Origin of the sequence: Paractinoplanes rhizophilus (assembly GCF_042664765.1) — a bacterium.
GTDB lineage: Bacteria > Actinomycetota > Actinomycetes > Mycobacteriales > Micromonosporaceae > Actinoplanes > Actinoplanes rhizophilus.
Map to the genome: position 1 here is coordinate 74189 of NZ_JBHTBJ010000004.1, position 18541 is coordinate 92729.

The following is an 18541-nucleotide window of genomic DNA, read 5'->3' on the forward strand; positions in this document are numbered from 1 at the left end:
TTTGAGGGCGTGACCCAGACGATCCCGACGCCCGTGCGCACCCGCCCGATCCTGGGCTGGTGGTTCGACCTCGTGCTGGTCGCGGCGTTCGCCGGGCTCACGTTCGCGCTGGCGAGAGGCCACCTGCTGACGCTCGATCAGCGGGTGGCCGACTGGGCCCTCGCGCACCAGCCGGCGCCGGTCTACTGGACCGCCCGGGTCCTCAACTACCTCGGGCAGGGCGGCCAGGTGCTGATGCCGGTCGCGCTGATCCTGACCGGCATCCTGGCCTACCGCACGCGGTCGTGGCGGGCGGTGCTGCCGTTCGTGGCCGCGTTCGTGCTGACCTACATCACCATCGGCCCGCTCAAGATCTGGGCCGATCGGGCCGCGCCCCGCTTCGACGGCCCCGACGCCGTGGTGATGTTCAACCCGTATGCGTCCGGCGCCGAGGCGATGAGCTATCCCTCGGGGCACATGGGCAACTCGCTCGCGTGGTATGCGGTGATCGCGATCCTTGTCGCCTTCATCCTGCGCCGGCCACTCGTTGGTTGGGAGTTCTGGACCATCCGCGTCGTTCCGGTGGTGATCCTCTTCGGAACCACCGTCTACACCGGATTCCACTGGCTGACCGACTCGGTCGCCGGGGTGCTGCTGGGCCTCGTCCTGGCGCGCCTCATCACCCGGTCGGTACCCAGGTTCCTGCCCGCATCACGCGCTGGACGGTGAGGCCGGCGTCGAGCACGACCAGGTCGGCCCGCAGACCCGCCTCCAGGGCGCCGACCTCGTCGTCCAGGCCCAGCGCCCGGGCCGGGGTGGTAGAGGCCATCGCGGCCGCGTCCTCGAGCGGGATCCCGGCGGCGACCGCGTTGCGCAGCGCCGCGTCCATGGTCAGCGTGCTGCCGGCGATCGAGCCGTTGCGGGCCAGCCGGGCCACCCGGTCGGCCACGACGACCTCCTGGCCGCCCAGCTCGTATTTGCCGTCCGGCATGCCGGCGGCGTCCATCGCGTCGGTGACCAGGGCGGCGCGGTCCGGGCCGGCGCTGCGGGCGGCGAATGCCAGCATCCCGGGGTGCAGGTGGATGTTGTCCGCGATCAGCTCGCACACCGCGATCGAGTCGAGCAACCCGATCACCGGTCCGGGCTCGCGGTGGTGCGGCGGACGCATGCCGTTGAACAGGTGGGTGCCGACGGTCGCGCCGGCCGCCAGGCCGGCTTTGGTTTCCGCGTACGTCGCATCGGTGTGTCCCACGGCCGCCAGCACCCCGTGCTCGCGCAGGAAGGCGATGGCTTCGGTGGCGCCCGGCAGCTCGGGGGCGAGGGTCACCATGCGCACCGCCCGGCTCTCGCCCACCCTGATCAGCTCGGCGAGCTCGGGGACGGACGGGTCGCGCAGGAACTCCGGGTTCTGCGCGCCGCAGCGGGCGCCCGACAGGTACGGGCCCTCGTAGTGCACGCCGGCGAGCGTGCGGTCGGCGACCAGCGGCAGATAGTCGCGGGTGGCGTCGCGCATCAGCTCGAACGGCGAGCTGACCAGGCTGGCGAGCATCGTCGTGGTGCCGTGCGCCAGGTGGAACGCGGCCGCGGCGCGGGCGTCGGCGGCGTCGCCGGTGGTGAACGTGTGGCCACCGCCGCCGTGGCAGTGCAGGTCGACGAAGCCGGGCACGATGATGTCGTCGCCGGCCCGGTTGTCGGCCGCCACGTCGACGATGGTGGGGCCGTCGATCTCGACGTGGCCGGGGACGACCGCGCCGGGGCGGACGATGCGGCCGCTGATCCGGGTCACTTGGTCTGCTCCAGGTGGTCGAGGGCGAGCAGGGCGGCGCCCTTGCAGCCGGCGGTGTCGCCCAGGGCGGCGGTGACGATCCTGGGCATGCGGTGGAAGGTGAGCCGCTTCTCCATCTCCCTGGTCAGCGGCGTTATCAGGGTGTCGCCCGCCTCCGCCAGGCCCCCGCCGAGGACGAGAACGCTCACGTCGAACAATGCCTGAGCGGTGATGAGACCGTCGGCGAGCGCCTCGATGGCCTCGTGCCACACGAGTCGCGCCACTTTGTCGGTATTTATGCTGCTGACCACCGTGAACGCCGTCGCATCGCTTTTGCCGGATAACTCGGCATATCTGGCGCCGATCGCGCGGGCCGAGGCGATCGCCTCCAGGCAGCCCCTCGCCCCGCAGGGACATTCCGGGCCGCCGGGACGGACGACGATGTGGCCGAGCTCGCCGGCCGCGCCATGGGCGCCGTGGTAGCCGACACCGTTGATCACCAGGGCGGCGGCGATCCCCGTGCCGATCGCCGCGAAAAGGACGTGGCGCTCGCCCCGACCGGCGCCGAGGCGGGCTTCGGCGATGCCGCCGACGCGTACGTCATGACCGAGCGCCGCCGGGAGGCCGAGCCGCTCCTCCAGGCGCTGCTTGATCGGCACATCGCGGAAGCCGACGTTGGCGGACCAGACCGCGACGCCGTTCTCCTCGTCGACCACGCCGGGCACGGCGATGCCGACGGCCACCGGTTCGAGCCCGTCGGCACGGGCCTTCGCGGCCAGGCCGGCCGCGATCTGCAGGATGTTCTCGGTGACCGCCTCGGGGCCGCGGCTGGCCAGGGTGGGGTGCCGCTCCTCGTGGTGGACCGTGCCGTCCGGGCGGACCAGGGCGCACTTCATTCCGGTGCCGCCGACATCGAGGGCAACGACGACGTGGTCGCTCACTTGGCTCTCACCCGAGGACGACGGAGCGGGTCAGGTGGCGCGGGCTGTCCGGGTCGAGGCCCTGGCTGGTGGCCAGCAGCACCGCCACCCGCTGGGCCAGCACCAGGTCGGCCATCGGGTCGAGCGGGGCGCGGCCGCCGCACCAGCGGCCCAGCGCGGCGTACCCGCCGTGGTAGCGGCTGTGCACGAACGCGGCGCCGGTCGCCTCCACGTCGTCGGCCAGGCCCACCGGGACGTCGCCGAACGCCCACACCACGCGGCGCGGCCCGGCGATCGAGATCGGCCCGTGCCGGTAGTCCATGGCCGGGTACGCCTCGGCCCAGTACGACGCGGCCTCGCGGCACTTGAGCGCCGCCTCGTGGGCCAGGCCGATGGTCCAGCCCCGGCCCAGGAACGTGATCTGCTCGGCCAGCGCCGGGTGCACCGGCAGCGGCAGGCGCACCGCGACCTCGGCGTCCGCGGCCACCGGGTCGATCTCCTCGCCGAGGTGGGCGCGCAGCAGCGCGAGGGCGCTGGTGGCGAAGCGGGTCTGCACCACCGACTCCTCGTCGGCGAAGTCGAGCACGATCGCGCTGGTGGCCGTCCGGCCGGCGGGCTGCTCGGCGGCCGCGGTCAGCACCGTCGTCGGGATGTGGCCGTCCAGGGCGTTCAGCAGGTCGACGATCTCGGTGGTGGTGCCCGAGCGGGTGATCGCCACGACCCGGTCGTAGCGCCGGCCGTGCGGGAACTCGGAGGCCTGGAACGCGTCGGTCTCGCCCTCGCCGGCGCGCTCGCGCAACGACGCGTACGCCATCGCCATGAACCACGACGTGCCGCAACCGACCACCGCGACCCGCTCGCCGCGGGCCGGAAGGCCCGGAGAGCCGGCCAGCTTGGCGGCGAGACGCCAGCAGTCCGGCTGGCTCGCGATCTCCGCCTTGACGTGCGTCATGGGCCACCCTTCACACCGTCGCGGATGCGCATAAGCGCTCGGTTCCCGGCTTTTTCGAGCGCCATTCTGCGCGGAACGGACGCACCGACGCAACCGTCGTCGCTGGACCGCGCAGCGCGGAGCTTTGCTTCCCGGCCTTTCGCGCACTAATGTGCACACACTTATCACAGAACGTGCATCGGGAGTGTGGTGGTGGACCGGTACGCGCGGTGGAATGCCCTGCTCGAGCTACTCGCCGAGAACGGCCGGGTCAGCGTCGAGGACGCGTCCGAGCGCCTGGCCGTCTCGCAGGCCACCATCAGGCGCGACTTCGACCAGCTGGCCCAGCAGCAGATGATCACCCGCACCCGGGGCGGCGCGGTCGCCAACGGCGTCTCCTACGACCTGCCGCTGCGCTACAAGAGCGCCAAGCACAGCGCCGAGAAGCAGCGCATCGGCGAGGCCGCGGCCGGCCTGGTCACCCCCGGCACGGTCGTCGGCCTCAACGGCGGCACCACGGTCACCGAGGTCGCGCGGGCGCTGGCCGTGCGCCCCGACCTCAACGCCGGCGGCGAGGGCAGCCAGCTCACGGTGGTGACCAACGCCCTGAACATCGCCAACGAGCTGCTGGTCCGCTCCCGCATGAAGATCGTGGTCGCCGGCGGCGTGGTCCGCCCGCAGTCCTTCGAGGTGGTGGGCCCGCTCGGCGGCGCCCTGCTGAAGGAGGTCACCCTCGACATCGTGCTGCTGGGCGTGGACGCCCTCGACGTGGAGCTGGGCGCCGCCTCGCACCACGAGGGCGAGGCCGCGATGAACAGCCTGATGGTCGCCCGCGCGAAGCGGGTCGTGGTCATCGCCGACTCGTCGAAGCTGGGCGGGCACGCGTTCGCCCGCATCTGCCCCATCACCAAGATCGAAACCCTGGTCACCGACTCCGGCGCCCCGCCGGCGACGGTCGCCGCCTTCCGCGAGGCCGGCGTCCACGTCATCACCGCGTGAACGTCGACGCCTGATCGAGCGATCTCTGGCGGCGAGGCTGCGAGCGGTCGACGTGGGCGAGGTGAACGACGATGCGCTGCCGGGGGAGATTTCCGCGTTCCGGGCTGCCGGATATTGACGAGGCTGCCTAGAGTCTCGCGGCATGGATGCCGTACTCGAGATAGCTGGGCTGCGGAAAACCTATCGCAGCCGGAAGGGCGTGCGCCGCGCTCTCGATGGCTTCGACATGGTGGTCGGGGCCGGGCAGGTGCATGGGTTCCTGGGGCCGAACGGGTCCGGCAAGACGACCACGCTGCGTACGCTGCTCGGGCTGATCCGGCCCAACGGCGGGCGCATGGCGTTGTTCGGGCAGGAGGTGCCGCGACGGCTGCCCGAGGTGGCCGGGAGCGTCGGGGCGATCGTGGAGAGCCCGCAGTTCTTCGGCAACTTCACGGCGCGGGACACGCTCTCGCTCCTGGCCGACGCCGGCGGGCTGAAGAAGGAGCGGGTCACCGCCGTGCTGGAGCTGGTCGGCCTGCGTGATCGGGCCCGGGAGCGGGTGCGCACCTACTCGCTCGGCATGAAGCAGCGGCTCGCGGTCGCCTCGGCGCTGCTCAAGGAGCCCAAGCTGCTGATTCTCGACGAGCCGGCGAACGGGCTCGACCCGGGCGGCATCCGGGAGATGCGCACGCTGATGCGCAACCTCGCCGAGTCGGGGATGACCGTGCTGCTGTCCAGCCACATCCTCGGCGAGATCCAGCTGATCTGCGACCAGGTCACGATCATCTCGGCCGGGAGGCGGGTGGCGGCCGGCTCGGTCGCCGACGTGCTGGCCCGCCATTCCTCGAGCAGCGTGAAGGTGCGGCTGGAGCCGGGCGTCGACCTGCTGGGCGCGGCCGAGCTGCTGCGCGGCAACGGCGCCGAGGTGACCCTGCGGGACGATCACTTCGTGGTGGGCAACGCCGGCAACCCGGCGCAGATCACCCGGATCCTCGCCGAGAAGCAGATCTATGTCAGCGAGCTCGCCCCGATCGCGGCCGACCTGGAGAGCGTCTTCCTGGAGCTCACCGGCACCGCACCGGTCGAGGGGCAGAACCGTCAGGTCGACCAGGTGAGCGCGCCGGGTGGGTGGGGTCAGTGAGCCTGTACAAAGCCGAGACCCGGCGGCTGGTCAAGCGCCGTTTCACCAAGCTCTTCGTGCTCTGCGGCCTGCTGGTGCTGGCCGCCGTGGCGGCCGGCGTCTTCCTCAGCAACCAGCGGGTCGGCCCGGAGACGGTCGCGCGGGCCAAGGCCGAGGCCCAGCGGAACTACCAGGAGTCGGTGCAGGAGACGAACCGGATCGTGCAGGAGTGCCAGGCGGCGCAGGGTACGGCCGACGCCGGCAACTTCCCGCCGAACTGCGAGATCTCGGCGCCGCAGCAGTCCGATTTCGACCCGGAGTGGTACATGCCGGCCACCTTCGACTTCCGGGACAAGTTCCCCGAGATGGTGACCACGTTCGCGGCGGTGCTGGCGCTCGTCGCGTACATCGTCGGCGCCTCGTTCGTGGGGGCCGAATGGAGCAGCGGCGGCATGATGAACCTGCTGCTCTGGCGTCCCCGGCGGCTGCAGGTCCTCGGCACCAAGCTGCTGGTGCTGCTGACCAGCGCGGCCGCCCTGACGGCGGTGCTCGGCGTGCTGTGGACGGTCGGCTTCTATCTCATCGCGCAGGCGCGCGGCTCGACCGAGAGCATGACCGGCGGCGCCTGGCAGTCGATCGGGCTGATGGAGGTGCGCGGCCTGGTGCTCGTGCTGCTGGCCGGCGCGCTCGGCTTCGGCCTGGCCTCGCTGGGCCGGCACACCGCGATGGCCCTGGGCGTGGCCATCGGCGTGATCGTCGTGCTCCAGTTCGGCCTGCTCACCGTGCTCAGCCTGGCCAACGTGAAGTTCCCGGAGCTCTATCTGGCGCCGTTCTGGATCTTCGCTTGGCTGAACAAGGAGTACGTCGCCCAGGACTACACCTCCTGCGACGTCTCGCCGCTCGGCGGCTGTCAGCCCGAGACGCTGACCATCACCTGGCAGCTGGCGGGCGGCGCCATGGCGGCGCTGTTCCTGCTCGTGGTGGGCGGCGCAATTTGGACAATGCGTAGGCGGGACATAACGTGAGGTAACGTCGAGCTGCCCGTGCACCGGGGCCGCCGGCGATTTATGCTGCTGGCGGCCCCCGCCCTCGTGTTTGGAGCAGCATGCAGCCCGCCGCCGCGGACCCCTCGTCGGATCGCCCCGCCCCTGACCCGAGCGACGGCTCGCCCGACGAGTCCGGCGCGCCGCAGCAGATTCCGGCCCAGCGAGCAACCGGGGAGGCGGCCGGGGACAAGCCCGCCCTCACCGATCGCGAGCGCGAGATCCTCGCCTTCGAGGCCCGCTGGTGGAAGCACGCCGGCGCCAAGGAGCAGGCGATCCGCGACACCTTCGCGCTCTCCTCGACCCGCTACTACCAGCTGCTCAACGCGCTTCTCGACAAGCCCGAGGCCACCGAGCACGATCCGGTTCTGGTCGGCCGCCTGCGGCGCCTCCGGGCCACCCGGGCCCGCACGCGCCGTCGTTGACCTTCCGCCGGGCGGCGCACGGCCGGCCGAAGGTTGCGCCGGCCGGTGGCCGTCAGCCGGGCTGATGGGCTTTCGCGTACGTCGCCAGCCAGGCGACCTGCGCCGGGTCGAGGGAGGCCCGCACCCGCTCGCGGGCGGTCGCCACATTCGCGGCCGTCACGATGGTCGCCTCAAGTGAGTCGCGCATCGCGGCCAGCGCCGACTCGCGGATCAGCGCCGCGCAGTCGGCCGCCGAGAAGCCGTCGAGATCGGCGCCGAGCTCGTCCAGGTCGACCGACTCGTCGAGCGGCACGCTCTTGGCCGAGGCGCGCAGGATCGCGGCGCGGGCCGAACCGTCCGGCGGCGGCACGTAGACCAGACGCTCGAGCCGCCCCGGCCGCAGCAGCGCCGGGTCGATCAGGTCGGGCCGGTTGGTCGCGCCGATCACCACGACGTTGCGCAGCTCCTCCACCCCGTCGAGCTCGGTGAGCAGCGCCGCCACCACCCGGTCGGCCGTGCCGCCGTCGGTGGACTGCCCGCGGGTGGGCGCGAGCGCGTCCACCTCGTCCAGGAAGACCAGCGTCGGTGCGGCCTCGCGGGCCCGGCGGAACAGTTCGCGTACGGCCCGCTCGCTGTCGCCGACCCACTTGCTGAGCAGCTCGGCGCCCTTGACCGAGAGCACGTTGGCCTTGCCGGTGCCGGCGATCGCCTTGACCAGGTACGTCTTGCCGCAGCCGGGCGGGCCGTAGAGCAGCACGCCGCGCGGCGGGGAGACGCCGAGGCGGGCGAACGTGTCGGGGTAGGTGAGCGGCCACAGCACCGACTCGGTGAGCACCTGCTTGACGTCCGTGAGGGCGCCCACGTCGTCGAGGGTCACCGCGGCGACCTCGAGCGTGGACTCGGCCATCGAGGTGGGGCGCACGACGTCGAGCGCGGCCTCGAAGTCGGCCATGGTCACGGTGGGTGACTCGGCGTCCTTCTGCCGCAAGGCGGCACGGACACCGGCCTCGCGGGCGAGCGCGCCGAGGTCGGCGGCGACAAATCCGGGGGTACGGCCGGAGACCTCGTCCAGGCGTACGTCCTCGGCGAGCGGCATGCCCCGGGTGAGCACGCCGAGCTGCTCGCGGCGCATGGCCGCGTCCGGCAGCGGCACGGCCAGCTGGACGGCGAGCAGGTCGGGCGCGCGCAGCGACGGATCGACCGACTCGGGCCGGCTGGTGGTGCAGACCACGGCGACGCCGGCCCGCACGGTTTCCTCGAGCATTTGCCGGAAGACGGTGGCGAGCGGGCCCGGATCCGCGCGCGGGGCGAGCGCCTCGACGTCGGAGAGCAGCAGCACCGCCGGGCCGCCGGCGTCCGGCCCGGCGGCGGGCGTGGCGGACCCGGGACGCGCCGGGGCCGAACCGCGCGCCTCGCGGGCGAGGGCGCGCAGCTGGTGGGCGGCGGCGTCGTTGGTGAGCGCGGCCAGCGCCGGCGCCCAGGCCGGCAGCACCCGGGCCCCGACCTTGGCGGCGACCGCCCGGACCAGCGCCGACTTGCCCGAGCCGGACGGCCCGGAGATCAGCACGCCGAGCGACACCTTGGTGCCGAGCCGGGCCAGCACCTCGCCGTGGTGGAAGCCGAGGTCGAGCAGCTCCTCCAGCTCCTTGGCCTGGGCGCGCAGGCCGGGCAGGTCGTCGAGGCTGGGCGGCGGCACCTCGGGGTCGGTGGCGGCCGGCGCGCCGGCGCGGACCGCCGGGGTGGCGGCGGTGCCGCCGGTGGTGTGGTACCCGTCGGTCCAGCCGACCACGGTGTCCATGGTCACCAGGGCCGCGTCGATGTCGTCGACGGCCGCCACGGTGAGCAGGGCGCTGGTCCAGCCGTACCCGACCCGGTTGGCGAGGCTGCGCCGGGCCGCCTCGACCAGCGAGCGGTTGCCGGCGTCGGGCAGCACGTCCTGCGGCAGCAGCGAGACGTCGTCGCCGGCGCTGACCACCTTGCCGAGCAGAGCGAGCCGCAGCATCTCGGGGGAGACCACGGCGACGATCTCGGGCGGGCCGGTGAGCGTGACCCGGCGCGCCTCGACCACCGGCAGCGGCGCGATCGTGACCTGGCCGCCGTCGCGCATGCCGAGGTTGCCGATCGTCAGGTCGTCGGCGTACAGCAGGGCCCGGCTCGCGGTCGCCTCGGCCCGGGCGGCCACGCCCGCGGTCGTGCGGGCGCCGGCCAGGCGTACCGGATCGCCGGGGTTGATCGCGAGGGCGGCCATCACCTCGGGGTGGAGCCGGACGATGCCGCGCCGGGCGTCGAGGGCCGCAGGCCGAAGGGTCACGGTCAGAGTCAGTTCATCGGCCACGGCATACAAAGTAGCGCTCACAGCCGAGGCTCAGATCGCGCCGGATAGCTTTGGCGCATGTCATTGTCGGGCCGCCTGCGCAAAGCGGTCACTCGTCGCCGCGTCATCGCCGGCTCCGCCGTTCTCGTGCTGGTGGCCGGGCTCGTCGGCTGGGCGGTCTGGCCCGACACGCCCGGCTGGCGGGCCACCGACCAGCGGATCACCGTGCGCACCGGCCCGGCCGACGCCGAGACGGTCCAGCTCGACACGCGCTTCTACCTGCCCCGCGACCGCGACCAGAGGGTGCCGGCGGTGCTGCTCGCGCACGGCTTCGGCGGCACCAAGGAGTCGGTGCGCGACGACGCCGAGTCGCTGGCCGAGCGCGGCTACGCGGTGCTGACCTGGACCGCCCAGGGCTTCGGCCGCAGCGGCGGCCAGATCCACCTGGACAGCCCCGACTACGAGGTCAAGGACGCGCAGCGGCTGCTCGACTGGCTGGCCGCGCGCCCCGAGGTGCGGCTCGACGCGGCCGGCGACCCGCGGGTGGGCGTGGTCGGCGGCTCCTACGGCGGCGGCCTCGCGCTGCTGCTGGCCGGCCAGGACCAGCGGGTCGACGCGATCGTCCCGTCGATCACCTGGAACGACCTGACCAAGGTCTTCCTGCCGCAGTCCGCCGGCACCGCCGCGACCGGCGTGTTCAAGAAGGGCTGGGCCGGCCTGTATTTCGGCAACGGCGCCGCAGTGGGGCAGCCGGACGCCCCGGCGACGGGCCACAGCGATCCCGCGTGCGGGCGGTTCGCCGCCGATGTCTGCCAGGCGTATTTGCAGCTCGCCACCACCGGCACGCCGGACGCGGCGACCACCGCCCTGCTGACGAGGTCGAGCCCGGCCACCGTGCTCGACCGGATCAAGGCGCCGACGTTGCTGATCCAGGGCGAGGTGGACACGCTGTTCCCGCTCTCCGAGGGCGACGCGAACGCGCGCGGCATCGCCGCCAACGGCACCCCGGTGCGGGTGGCCTGGTTCACCGGCGGCCACGACGGCGGCGCCGGGCCGCAGACCGACCAGGACAGGCTCAAGTTCCTGACCGTCCAATGGCTCGACCACTACGTGAAGGGTGCCGGCGACGCCCCCGAGAACAGCTTCACCTACTCCCGGGTGGCCGGCTTCAGCGCGCTCGACCGCGACCTGGTCACGAACGGGTACTCGACGAAGTCGTACCCCGGCCTGAGCGGCACCGGAAGCACCCAGGTCTCCCTCGCCGGATCGGCGCAGCCGATCGCCAACCCGCCCAACGGCAACCCGGCCGCCCTCTCCTCGCTGCCCGGCGCCGGCGGTCGGCTCAGCCAGCTGCTCGGCGGCATCGCGGGCGACATCCCGGGCCAGTTCGCGACGTTCGAGTCCACGCCGCTGACCAGCGCGATCGAGGTGGCCGGCGCGCCGGTCGTGCGGCTGCGCGCGGCCTCGCCGACCGGGGAGGCGACGCTGTTCGTCAAGCTCTACGACGTCGACGAGGCGGGCGCCGAGACGCTGAGCGCCGGCCTGGTCGCCCCGGTGCGGCTGACCGGCCTGCCGGCCTCGATCGAGCAGGCGAGCGAGGTGCCGGTCACGCTGCCGGCGATCGTGCGGCGGATCGACGCGGGCCACACCGTACGCGTCGTGGTCGCCACCAGCGACCAGGCCTTCCTCACCCCGGCGCGGCCGGCCGTCTACACCGTGCGGGCGGGCGGAGAGATCACCCTGCCGACCGTGGTCGGCACCCCGATCGCGAATCCGCAGACGATCTGGCGTTACGTGCTCGCCGGCCTGGTGGTGGCGATCGTGCTGGGCCTGGCGGTGGTGCTGCTCGTGCGCCGGCGGCTGCGGCGGCGCCGGCACGACGAGGTGATCGGCGAGTACGCCGACACGCCGCTGGTCGTGCGCGATCTGCGCAAGGCGTACGCGGACGGGTTCGTGGCCGTCGAGGAGATCAGCTTCACCGTGCGGCGGGGTCAGGTCGTCGGCCTGCTCGGCCCGAACGGCGCCGGCAAGACCACCACGCTGCGGGTGCTGATGGGCCTGACCATGCCGACCGGCGGCGACGCCCTGGTCTTCGGCCACCGGCTCACGCCGGGCGCGCCGGTCCTGTCCCGGGTCGGCGCGCTGGTCGAGGGGCCGGGCTTCCTGCCGCACCTCAGCGGCTACGACAACCTCCGGGCGTACTGGCGGGCGACCGGACGGCCGGAGGAGGACGCCCACTTCGCAGAGGCGCTCGAGATCGCCGGTCTGGGCGACTCGGTGCACCGCAAGACCCGCAAGTACAGCCACGGCATGCGGCAGCGGCTGGCGATCGCCCAGGCCATGCTGGGCCTGCCCGAGCTGCTGGTGCTCGACGAGCCGACCGACGGGCTCGACCCGCCGCAGATCGCCGAGATGCGCCGGGTCCTCAAGCGGTACGCGACCGACGGCCGGGCCGTGCTGGTCTCCAGCCACCTGCTCGCCGAGGTGGAGCAGACCTGCACGCACGCGGTGGTGGTCAACAAGGGGCGGATCGTGGCGTCCGGCCCGGTCGACGAGATCGTCGGCGAGTCGCCGTCGGTGCTGCTCGACGTCTCCGACGTGCCGGCCGCGTCGCGGGTGCTCGAGGACCTCGGCGTGCGGTCGGTGACGCCGGACGGCGCGACCGGCCTGATCGTGGACATGAACGGCACGCCGCGCGCCGAGGTGGTGGCGTCGCTGGTGCGGGCGGGCGTCGACGTCGACCGGGTGGTGCCGCGGCGGCGGCTCGAAGACGCGTTCCTGGCCCTGGTGGGCGACAACTCGCGGGGAAGTGGGGACCGATGAGCGCGGTGACGGGGTATTCGTCGTCGGCGACGCTGCCCCTGTGGGCCGAGGTGCGGCGGCAGGCCACGCGCAGGCGTACCCAATTGGCCTTGGGTTTCATGGTTCTGCTTCCGATCATCATCCTGGTCGCCTTCGAGTTCGGCGGGAGCGGCGGGGACGACGACCGCAACGGTGGCGGCGCGTTCGGCAGCCTGGTCGACCTGGCCACCTCGGGCGGGCTCAACTTCGCGCTGTTCTGCCTCGCGGTCTCGGCCGGCTTCCTGCTGGTCGTGGTGGTGGCGCTGTTCTGCGGCGACCCGATCGCGAGCGAGGCCAGCTGGGGGAGTTTGCGCTACCTGCTGGCGATCCCGGTGCCCCGGGCCCGGCTGCTCGCGGTCAAGCTGGTGGTCGCGCTGGCGTACTCGTTGCTGGCGCTCTTGATCTTGGTTACCACCGCCCTGCTGATCGGCACGCTGCGGTACGGCTGGCACCCGCTCGGCAGCACCGTGGCCGCCGCCATTCCGGCCGGCGAGGGCCTGCTGCGGCTGCTCGGCGTGGTCGCCTACCTGGCGGTGATCCTGCTCGTCGTGGCGGGCCTGGCGTTCCTGCTCTCGGTGCTGACCGACGCGGCGCTGGGCGCGGTGGGCGGCGCGGTGCTGCTCTGGATCCTGTCCAGCATCCTCGACCAGATCACCGCGCTCGGCAGCCTCCGGGTCGGCCTGCCCACCCACTACAGCGACGCCTGGCTCGGCCTGCTCTCCACCCCTGCGCAGGTCGACGACCTGGTCAAGGGCGCGATCGCGGCGGTCTGCTACGCGACGCTGTTCTGGTCGCTGGCGTTCTGGCGGTTCACCCGCAAGGACATCACGTCGTAGGTCCTGGCTCACACCCTGGGATACCGACTCCGGGTTGGCCGGACCGCGACGTAGGGTGTGGGAAACACAACTGAATACCTCATCCAGAGGGGCAGAGGGAACGGCCCGATGAAGCCCCGGCAACCACTACGCATGTCTCGATGAAGAGGCCTCACGCGTGGCAGGTGCTAATTCCGTCCCCGGCCCGGCAGGTCGCCGGCGGGGAAAGATGAGAGGAAGGCCTCGATGACGTCTGCCGTCAGCACACCCTCGACCACCGACTCGCCCGCCCGCGGGCTCGCCTGCCGCGCGTGCGGCGCGGAGTACCCGCTGATCGCCCAGCACGCCTGTTACGAGTGTTTCGGCCCGCTCGAGGTGGCCTACGACCAGGCCGCGCTCGCGCGGGTGACCCGGGAGCAGATCGAGGCCGGTCCGCAGAACATCTGGCGTTACGCCGGCCTGCTGCCGGCCGGCCAGGACCCGGCTACCCGGGTCACCCTCGACCCCGGCCTGACCCCGCTGGTCAGCGCCCCCGCCCTGGCCGCCGCCGTCGGGCTGCGCGCGCCGCTGTACGTCAAGGACGATTCGGCCAATCCGACCCACTCGTTCAAGGACCGGGTCGTCTCGGTGGCGCTCACCGCCGCCCGCGGTCTCGGCTTCCGCCGCTTCGCCTGCGCCTCGACCGGCAACCTGGCCAACTCGGTCGCCGCCCACGCGGCCCGGGCCGGCGTGCCGAGCATCGTCTTCATCCCGTACGACCTGGAGCTGGGCAAGGTCATCACGACTGCGGTCTACGGCGGGGAGCTGGTCGCCATCGAGGGGTCGTACGACGACGTGAACCGCCTCTGCGGCGAGCTGGTCGAGACCGACGAGTTCGAGGACACCGCGTTCGTCAACGTGAACGTGCGGCCGTTCTACGCCGAGGGCTCCAAGACGCTCGGCTACGAGGTGGCCGAGCAGCTCGGCTGGCGCATCCCCGCCCAGGTGGTCATCCCGATGGCCTCCGGCGAGCTGCTCACCAAGGTGGACAAGGCGTTCCAGGAGCTGGTCGAGATCGGCCTGGCCACCGCGCCCGAGGGCGGCTGGCGAGTCTTCGGCGCCCAGTCGGCCGGCTGCAACCCGATCGCGGTGGCGCTGCACGACGGGACCGGCGAGATCGTCCCGGTGAAGCCGACCGGCATCGCGAAGTCGCTGAACATCGGCGACCCGGCCGCCGGGGCGTACGCGATCGAGTCGGTGCGCCGCACCGGCGGCTGGATGGACTACGCCGACGACGAGGAGATCCGCGAGGGCATCCGGCTGCTGGCCGAGACGACCGGCGTCTTCGCCGAGACGGCCGGCGGCACCACGGTCGCGGTCCTCAAGAAGCTGGTGGCGAGCGGCAAGCTCGACCCCGAGAAGGAGACCGTCTTCTACAACACCGGCGAGGGCCTCAAGACGCTGGACGCGGTTGCCGCCCTCGTCGGGCCGACCCACCGGATCAAGCCGTCGCTGCGCGGGGCCCGCGATGCTGGCCTGCTGGGATGACGGTCGGTAATCGCGAGTCTGCCATTAGTTGAAGTTTCCACCCCCGGAGGACTTGCGAACCGGTCACAGTCTCGGCAGGATGCTCTCTGCGGGAGGGCCGACGCCGTACGTGGCCCCTCACCTTCGAGCTTGGCGACAATCTCTCGAGGTGCCCAACGACCCAGTGCCGGAGGCGCTGTGCGTCCGCCCTCCCGACCAAAATCGTTAGCGTTCATGGCCGTCAGCCCGGCAGGGTTGCGGCCATGAATCTTTCTATGGGCCGGCTGGACGACCCGGCCGACGCGTACGAGATCTATCGGGTCTGCGCGGAGCGCGACACGCCGGACATTCCGCCGCTGTCGCTGGAGAGCTTCGTCGCGCGGCTCGCGAATCCGTTTCCGGGCGCGGACAACGAGCACTATCTGGCCTGGCTGGACGGACGCGCCGTCGGCTATCTGAGCATCGAGCTGCCCCTGCTCGACAATCTGGACAATGCGAACGTCGACCTCACGGTCCTGCCGTCGTGGCGGCGGCGGGGAGCCGGCCGGGCGTTGCTCGACCTGGCCGTCCGGCGGGTCCGGGAGCTGGGCCGCAAGCACGTGATCGCCCCGGCGATGTCCCGCCACCCCGACGGCGCGCTGTTCGCCACCGCGGTCGACGCCAAACCCGCGCTCGAAGAGGTGCGCAGCCGGCTCGATCTCGGCACGGTCGACCAGGCCCGGCACGCCGTCCTGCTGGCCGACGCCTGGGAGCACGCTGCGGGATACCGGCTGATCCTGTGGACCGGGGTGGCGCCCGACGAGATCATCGACGACGTGGCCTACCTGGACGGCCGTCTCAACGCCGACGCCCCGACCGGCGAGCTGGCCTGGGAGCCCGAGAAGGTGGATGCCGCCAAGGTCCGCGAGGGCGAGCTGCGGGCGGCCCGGCGCGGCCGGTCCAGCTATCACGCCGGCGCGCTGCACGGCGACCGGCTGGTCGCGTGGACCAGGATCGCCGGCGACGCCACCGACCCGGCGCACGCCTGGCAGAACATCACGCTGGTCGATCCGGAGCACCGCGGCCACCGGCTCGGCATGCTGGTGAAGCTGGCGAACCTCGCCCACGTCCGGGAGCTGCGCCCCGGCCTCGAGGCGATCGACACGCTCAACGCGGCTACCAACGAGCACATGCTGCGGATCAACCGGGCGCTGGGCTTCCGGGCGCTCGACTCGGTGACCTTCTGGCAGCTGACCGTCTGACCCCCAGATCCGGCGGCTTCTCAGATCTGGCGGCCGCTCAGGTCCGGCGGCCGCTCAGGTCCGGCGGCCTCTCAGATCCCGCGGCGCATCCGCAGCTCGGTGAGCACCGGCAGCACCGGGTGCGGCACGCGCTCGCCGGTGTCCTCGAAACCCAGTTTCTCGTACGCCCGGACGGCGCGTGCGTTGCCGGCCACCACCTCGAGCATCAGCCGGTCCCGCCCATTCGCCCGGGACCACTCGCCGACCGCCTCGACCAGGTCGGCCAGCACCTTGCCGCCGCGCTGCTCGGGAGTCACGTAGACCGCGAAGATCACCGTCACGTCCGGCTCCTCGGGCAGGACCGTGCCGCCCGCGTGCCCGATCAGCCGCGACCGGCCGCCCGGGTCGGCCACGAACTGGGCCAGCCGTCCGCCGCGTGCCGCCTGGGCGATGCGCTGCCGGTACGCCTCGTGCGGGCGGGCGGCGGCCTGGGCGAGCGTCTCGAGGAACGCCAGCGGATTGTCGGCCAGCATCTCCAGCCGCAGCGCGCGCATCCGTGCCGCGTCCTCGACGGTCACCCGGTGCACGCGCCAGCTGTTCACGCTGTTCTCCCTACCCTGTGCCGGGGTCCCCGGCAACCCGGATGGCGGGAACCGGACCGGGGCGGCGCGGTCGTCGCCCGATCGCCGTTACCCCCGGGTTTTCTTGCACTCGACCCCCGGGAGTGCTAAACAGGTCATTGGCACTCACGACTGCTGAGTGCCAAGCAGGTCGGGACGGTGGGGTTCCGGTCGCGGTGCCGCCATCGGCGCCGGGGCACGGGACCGGTCGTCGCGGGCTATCCGGCTCGGCCTGAGGACGTCACATCGCCAGGTGGTGACGTCCGCAGAGTTCGCAACGTGCGGAGAGCAGGGTCCATGCGGGCCCCGCACCGCGAATGTCCAGGAGGACACAGCCGAATGGCCAAGATCATCGCATTCGACGAGGAAGCTCGTCGGGGCCTCGAGCGGGGCATGAACCAGCTCGCCGACGCCGTCAAGGTGACGCTCGGCCCCAAGGGCCGCAACGTCGTCCTTGAGAAGAAGTGGGGCGCGCCCACGATCACCAACGATGGGGTATCCATCGCCAAGGAGATCGAGCTCGAGGACTCCTACGAGAAGATCGGCGCCGAGCTGGTCAAGGAGGTCGCGAAGAAGACCGACGACGTCGCCGGTGACGGCACGACGACGGCGACCGTCCTCGCCCAGGCGCTGGTTCGTGAGGGTCTGCGCAACGTCGCCGCGGGCGCCAACCCGATGGCCCTGAAGCGGGGCATCGAGGCCGCCGTCGCGAGCGTGTCCGAGGGCCTCTCGCAGATCGCCAAGGACGTGGAGACCAAGGAGCAGATCGCCTCCACCGCGTCCATCTCCGCCGGTGACTCCACGGTCGGCGAGATCATCGCCGAGGCCATGGACAAGGTCGGCAAGGAAGGCGTCATCACGGTCGAGGAGAGCAACACCTTCGGTCTCGAGCTCGAGCTGACCGAGGGCATGCGCTTCGACAAGGGTTACATCTCGGCGTACTTCATGACCGACGCCGAGCGGATGGAGGCCGTCTTCGACGACCCGTACATCCTGATCGCCAACAGCAAGATCTCCGCGGTCAAGGACCTGCTGCCGGTCCTGGAGAAGGTCATGCAGGGCGGCAAGCCGCTGATCATCATCGCCGAGGACGTCGAGGGCGAGGCCCTGGCGACCCTGGTGGTCAACAAGGTGCGCGGCACCTTCAAGTCGGTCGCGGTCAAGGCGCCGGGCTTCGGCGACCGCCGCAAGGCCATGCTGGAGGACATCGCGATCCTGACCGGTGGCGCCGTGATCAGCGAGGAGGTCGGTCTCAAGCTCGACAACGCCGACCTGAGCCTGCTGGGCACCGCCCGCAAGGTGGTCATCACCAAGGACGAGACCACGATCGTCGACGGTGGCGGCAACGCCGAGCAGATCCAGGGCCGGGTCAACCAGATCCGGGCCGAGATCGAGAAGTCGGACTCCGACTACGACCGTGAGAAGCTGCAGGAGCGCCTGGCCAAGCTGGCCGGCGGTGTTGCGGTGATCAAGGTCGGCGCGGCCACCGAGGTCGAGCTGAAGGAGCGCAAGCACCGCATCGAGGACGCCGTTCGCAACGCGAAGGCGGCCGTCGAGGAGGGCATCGTCCCCGGTGGTGGCGTCGCGCTCGTGCAGGCCGGCAAGACCGCGTTCGACAAGCTCGACCTGCAGGGTGACGAGGCGACCGGCGCGCAGATCGTGAAGCTCGCGCTCGACGCCCCGCTGCGCCAGATCGCCGTGAACGCCGGCCTCGAGGGCGGCGTCGTGGTGGAGAAGGTGCGCAACCTCGACGCCGGTCACGGCCTCAACGCCGCGAACGGCGAGTACGTCGACCTGCTGGCCGCGGGCATCATCGACCCGGCCAAGGTCACCCGCTCGGCGCTGCAGAACGCCGCGTCGATCGCCGCGCTGTTCCTCACCACCGAGGCCGTCGTGGCCGACAAGCCCGAGAAGACCCCGGCCCCGGCCGGTGCCCCGGGCGGCGGGGACATGGACTTCTGAGTCCAGCCCCACAGCAACATCCGGAAGGCGGGTCGCTTCAGCGGCCCGCCTTTCGCATGCCCAGCCGCGGTGAGCGCGACAGCCCGGGGTCAGCGGCGGCCGGGCGGTCGGCGCGGCGTCGGG

Annotated in this window: 15 protein-coding genes and 1 riboswitch; of the genes, 10 read left to right on the top strand and 5 right to left on the bottom strand. The window is 72.2% G+C overall.

Annotated elements, in window-relative coordinates; all coding sequences use genetic code 11:
• The first annotated feature begins 9 nt into the window (after window positions 1-9).
• Window positions 10-708, top strand: coding sequence for a phosphatase PAP2 family protein (locus ACFQS1_RS07800; protein ID WP_378965513.1), 699 nt, complete (start codon window positions 10-12; stop codon window positions 706-708).
• Here the strand turns inward: ACFQS1_RS07800 and nagA are convergent.
• The 3 genes from nagA to ACFQS1_RS07815 are packed head-to-tail and all read right to left on the bottom strand — an operon-like array spanning window position 659 to window position 3616.
• Window positions 659-1765, bottom strand: coding sequence for an N-acetylglucosamine-6-phosphate deacetylase (gene nagA, locus ACFQS1_RS07805; protein WP_378965515.1), 1107 nt, complete (start codon window positions 1763-1765; stop codon window positions 659-661). The genes ACFQS1_RS07800 and nagA overlap by 50 nt on opposite strands.
• The gene (locus ACFQS1_RS07810) at window positions 1762-2640 is read right to left on the bottom strand and encodes an ROK family protein (RefSeq protein WP_378965767.1); all 879 of its coding nucleotides are present in this window, start codon (window positions 2638-2640) and stop codon (window positions 1762-1764) included. Before ACFQS1_RS07810 ends, nagA begins: the two co-directional genes overlap by 4 nt.
• Window positions 2641-2692: 52 nt before the next feature.
• Window positions 2693-3616, bottom strand: a complete 924-nt coding sequence (locus tag ACFQS1_RS07815; protein ID WP_378965516.1) for an SIS domain-containing protein — start codon at window positions 3614-3616, stop codon at window positions 2693-2695.
• A 192-nt stretch (window positions 3617-3808) separates the two neighbouring features.
• On the opposite strand from ACFQS1_RS07815, the gene ACFQS1_RS07820 reads away from it, so the two are divergent.
• The 4 genes from ACFQS1_RS07820 to ACFQS1_RS07835 all read left to right on the top strand — a co-directional run bounded on the left by ACFQS1_RS07820 (window position 3809) and on the right by ACFQS1_RS07835 (window position 7161).
• A complete protein-coding gene (locus ACFQS1_RS07820; RefSeq protein WP_378965517.1) occupies window positions 3809-4594 on the top strand; it encodes a DeoR/GlpR family DNA-binding transcription regulator in 786 nt (261 codons plus the stop codon).
• Between the two features lie 142 nt (window positions 4595-4736).
• The gene (locus ACFQS1_RS07825) at window positions 4737-5714 is read left to right on the top strand and encodes an ABC transporter ATP-binding protein (RefSeq protein ID WP_378965519.1); all 978 of its coding nucleotides are present in this window, start codon (window positions 4737-4739) and stop codon (window positions 5712-5714) included.
• On the top strand, window positions 5711-6718 hold the full coding sequence (locus ACFQS1_RS07830) for an ABC transporter permease subunit (protein WP_378965520.1): 1008 nt from the start codon (window positions 5711-5713) through the stop codon (window positions 6716-6718). The genes ACFQS1_RS07825 and ACFQS1_RS07830 overlap by 4 nt, the downstream gene beginning before the upstream one ends.
• Window positions 6719-6798: 80 nt before the next feature.
• Window positions 6799-7161 carry a DUF3263 domain-containing protein gene (locus tag ACFQS1_RS07835; protein WP_378965521.1) on the top strand — a complete coding sequence of 121 codons (363 nt, stop codon included), beginning with the start codon at window positions 6799-6801 and terminating at the stop codon, window positions 7159-7161.
• Window positions 7162-7213: 52 nt separating this feature from the next.
• Here ACFQS1_RS07835 and ACFQS1_RS07840 read toward each other — a convergent pair whose 3' ends face one another.
• A complete protein-coding gene (locus tag ACFQS1_RS07840) occupies window positions 7214-9475 on the bottom strand; it encodes an AAA family ATPase (protein WP_378965522.1) in 2262 nt (753 codons plus the stop codon).
• A gap of 57 nt (window positions 9476-9532) precedes the next feature.
• Between ACFQS1_RS07840 and ACFQS1_RS07845 the strand changes: the two genes are divergently transcribed.
• The 4 genes from ACFQS1_RS07845 (at window position 9533) to ACFQS1_RS07860 (ending at window position 15857) form a co-directional block, all read left to right on the top strand.
• On the top strand, window positions 9533-12277 hold the full coding sequence (locus tag ACFQS1_RS07845) for an alpha/beta fold hydrolase (RefSeq protein ID WP_378965523.1): 2745 nt from the start codon (window positions 9533-9535) through the stop codon (window positions 12275-12277).
• Window positions 12274-13131 carry an ABC transporter permease gene (locus tag ACFQS1_RS07850; protein WP_378965524.1) on the top strand — a complete coding sequence of 286 codons (858 nt, stop codon included), beginning with the start codon at window positions 12274-12276 and terminating at the stop codon, window positions 13129-13131. Before ACFQS1_RS07845 ends, ACFQS1_RS07850 begins: the two co-directional genes overlap by 4 nt.
• A gap of 76 nt (window positions 13132-13207) precedes the next feature.
• A riboswitch (SAM riboswitch) is annotated at window positions 13208-13346 on the top strand.
• Window positions 13347-13356: 10 nt separating this feature from the next.
• Window positions 13357-14637: a threonine synthase gene (gene thrC / locus ACFQS1_RS07855; protein ID WP_378965525.1), complete on the top strand. Its 1281-nt coding sequence runs from the start codon at window positions 13357-13359 to the stop codon at window positions 14635-14637.
• Between the two features lie 242 nt (window positions 14638-14879).
• Window positions 14880-15857, top strand: coding sequence for a GNAT family N-acetyltransferase (locus ACFQS1_RS07860; RefSeq protein ID WP_378965526.1), 978 nt, complete (start codon window positions 14880-14882; stop codon window positions 15855-15857).
• Between the two features lie 71 nt (window positions 15858-15928).
• On the opposite strand, the gene ACFQS1_RS07865 is transcribed toward ACFQS1_RS07860, so the two are convergent.
• Complete coding sequence (locus tag ACFQS1_RS07865) at window positions 15929-16390, bottom strand: GNAT family N-acetyltransferase (RefSeq protein WP_378965768.1); 462 nt, start codon at window positions 16388-16390, stop codon at window positions 15929-15931.
• Between the two features lie 405 nt (window positions 16391-16795).
• On the opposite strand from ACFQS1_RS07865, the gene groL reads away from it, so the two are divergent.
• The gene (gene groL / locus ACFQS1_RS07870) at window positions 16796-18418 is read left to right on the top strand and encodes a chaperonin GroEL (protein WP_378965527.1); all 1623 of its coding nucleotides are present in this window, start codon (window positions 16796-16798) and stop codon (window positions 18416-18418) included.
• The last annotated feature ends 123 nt before the right edge of the window (window positions 18419-18541 follow it).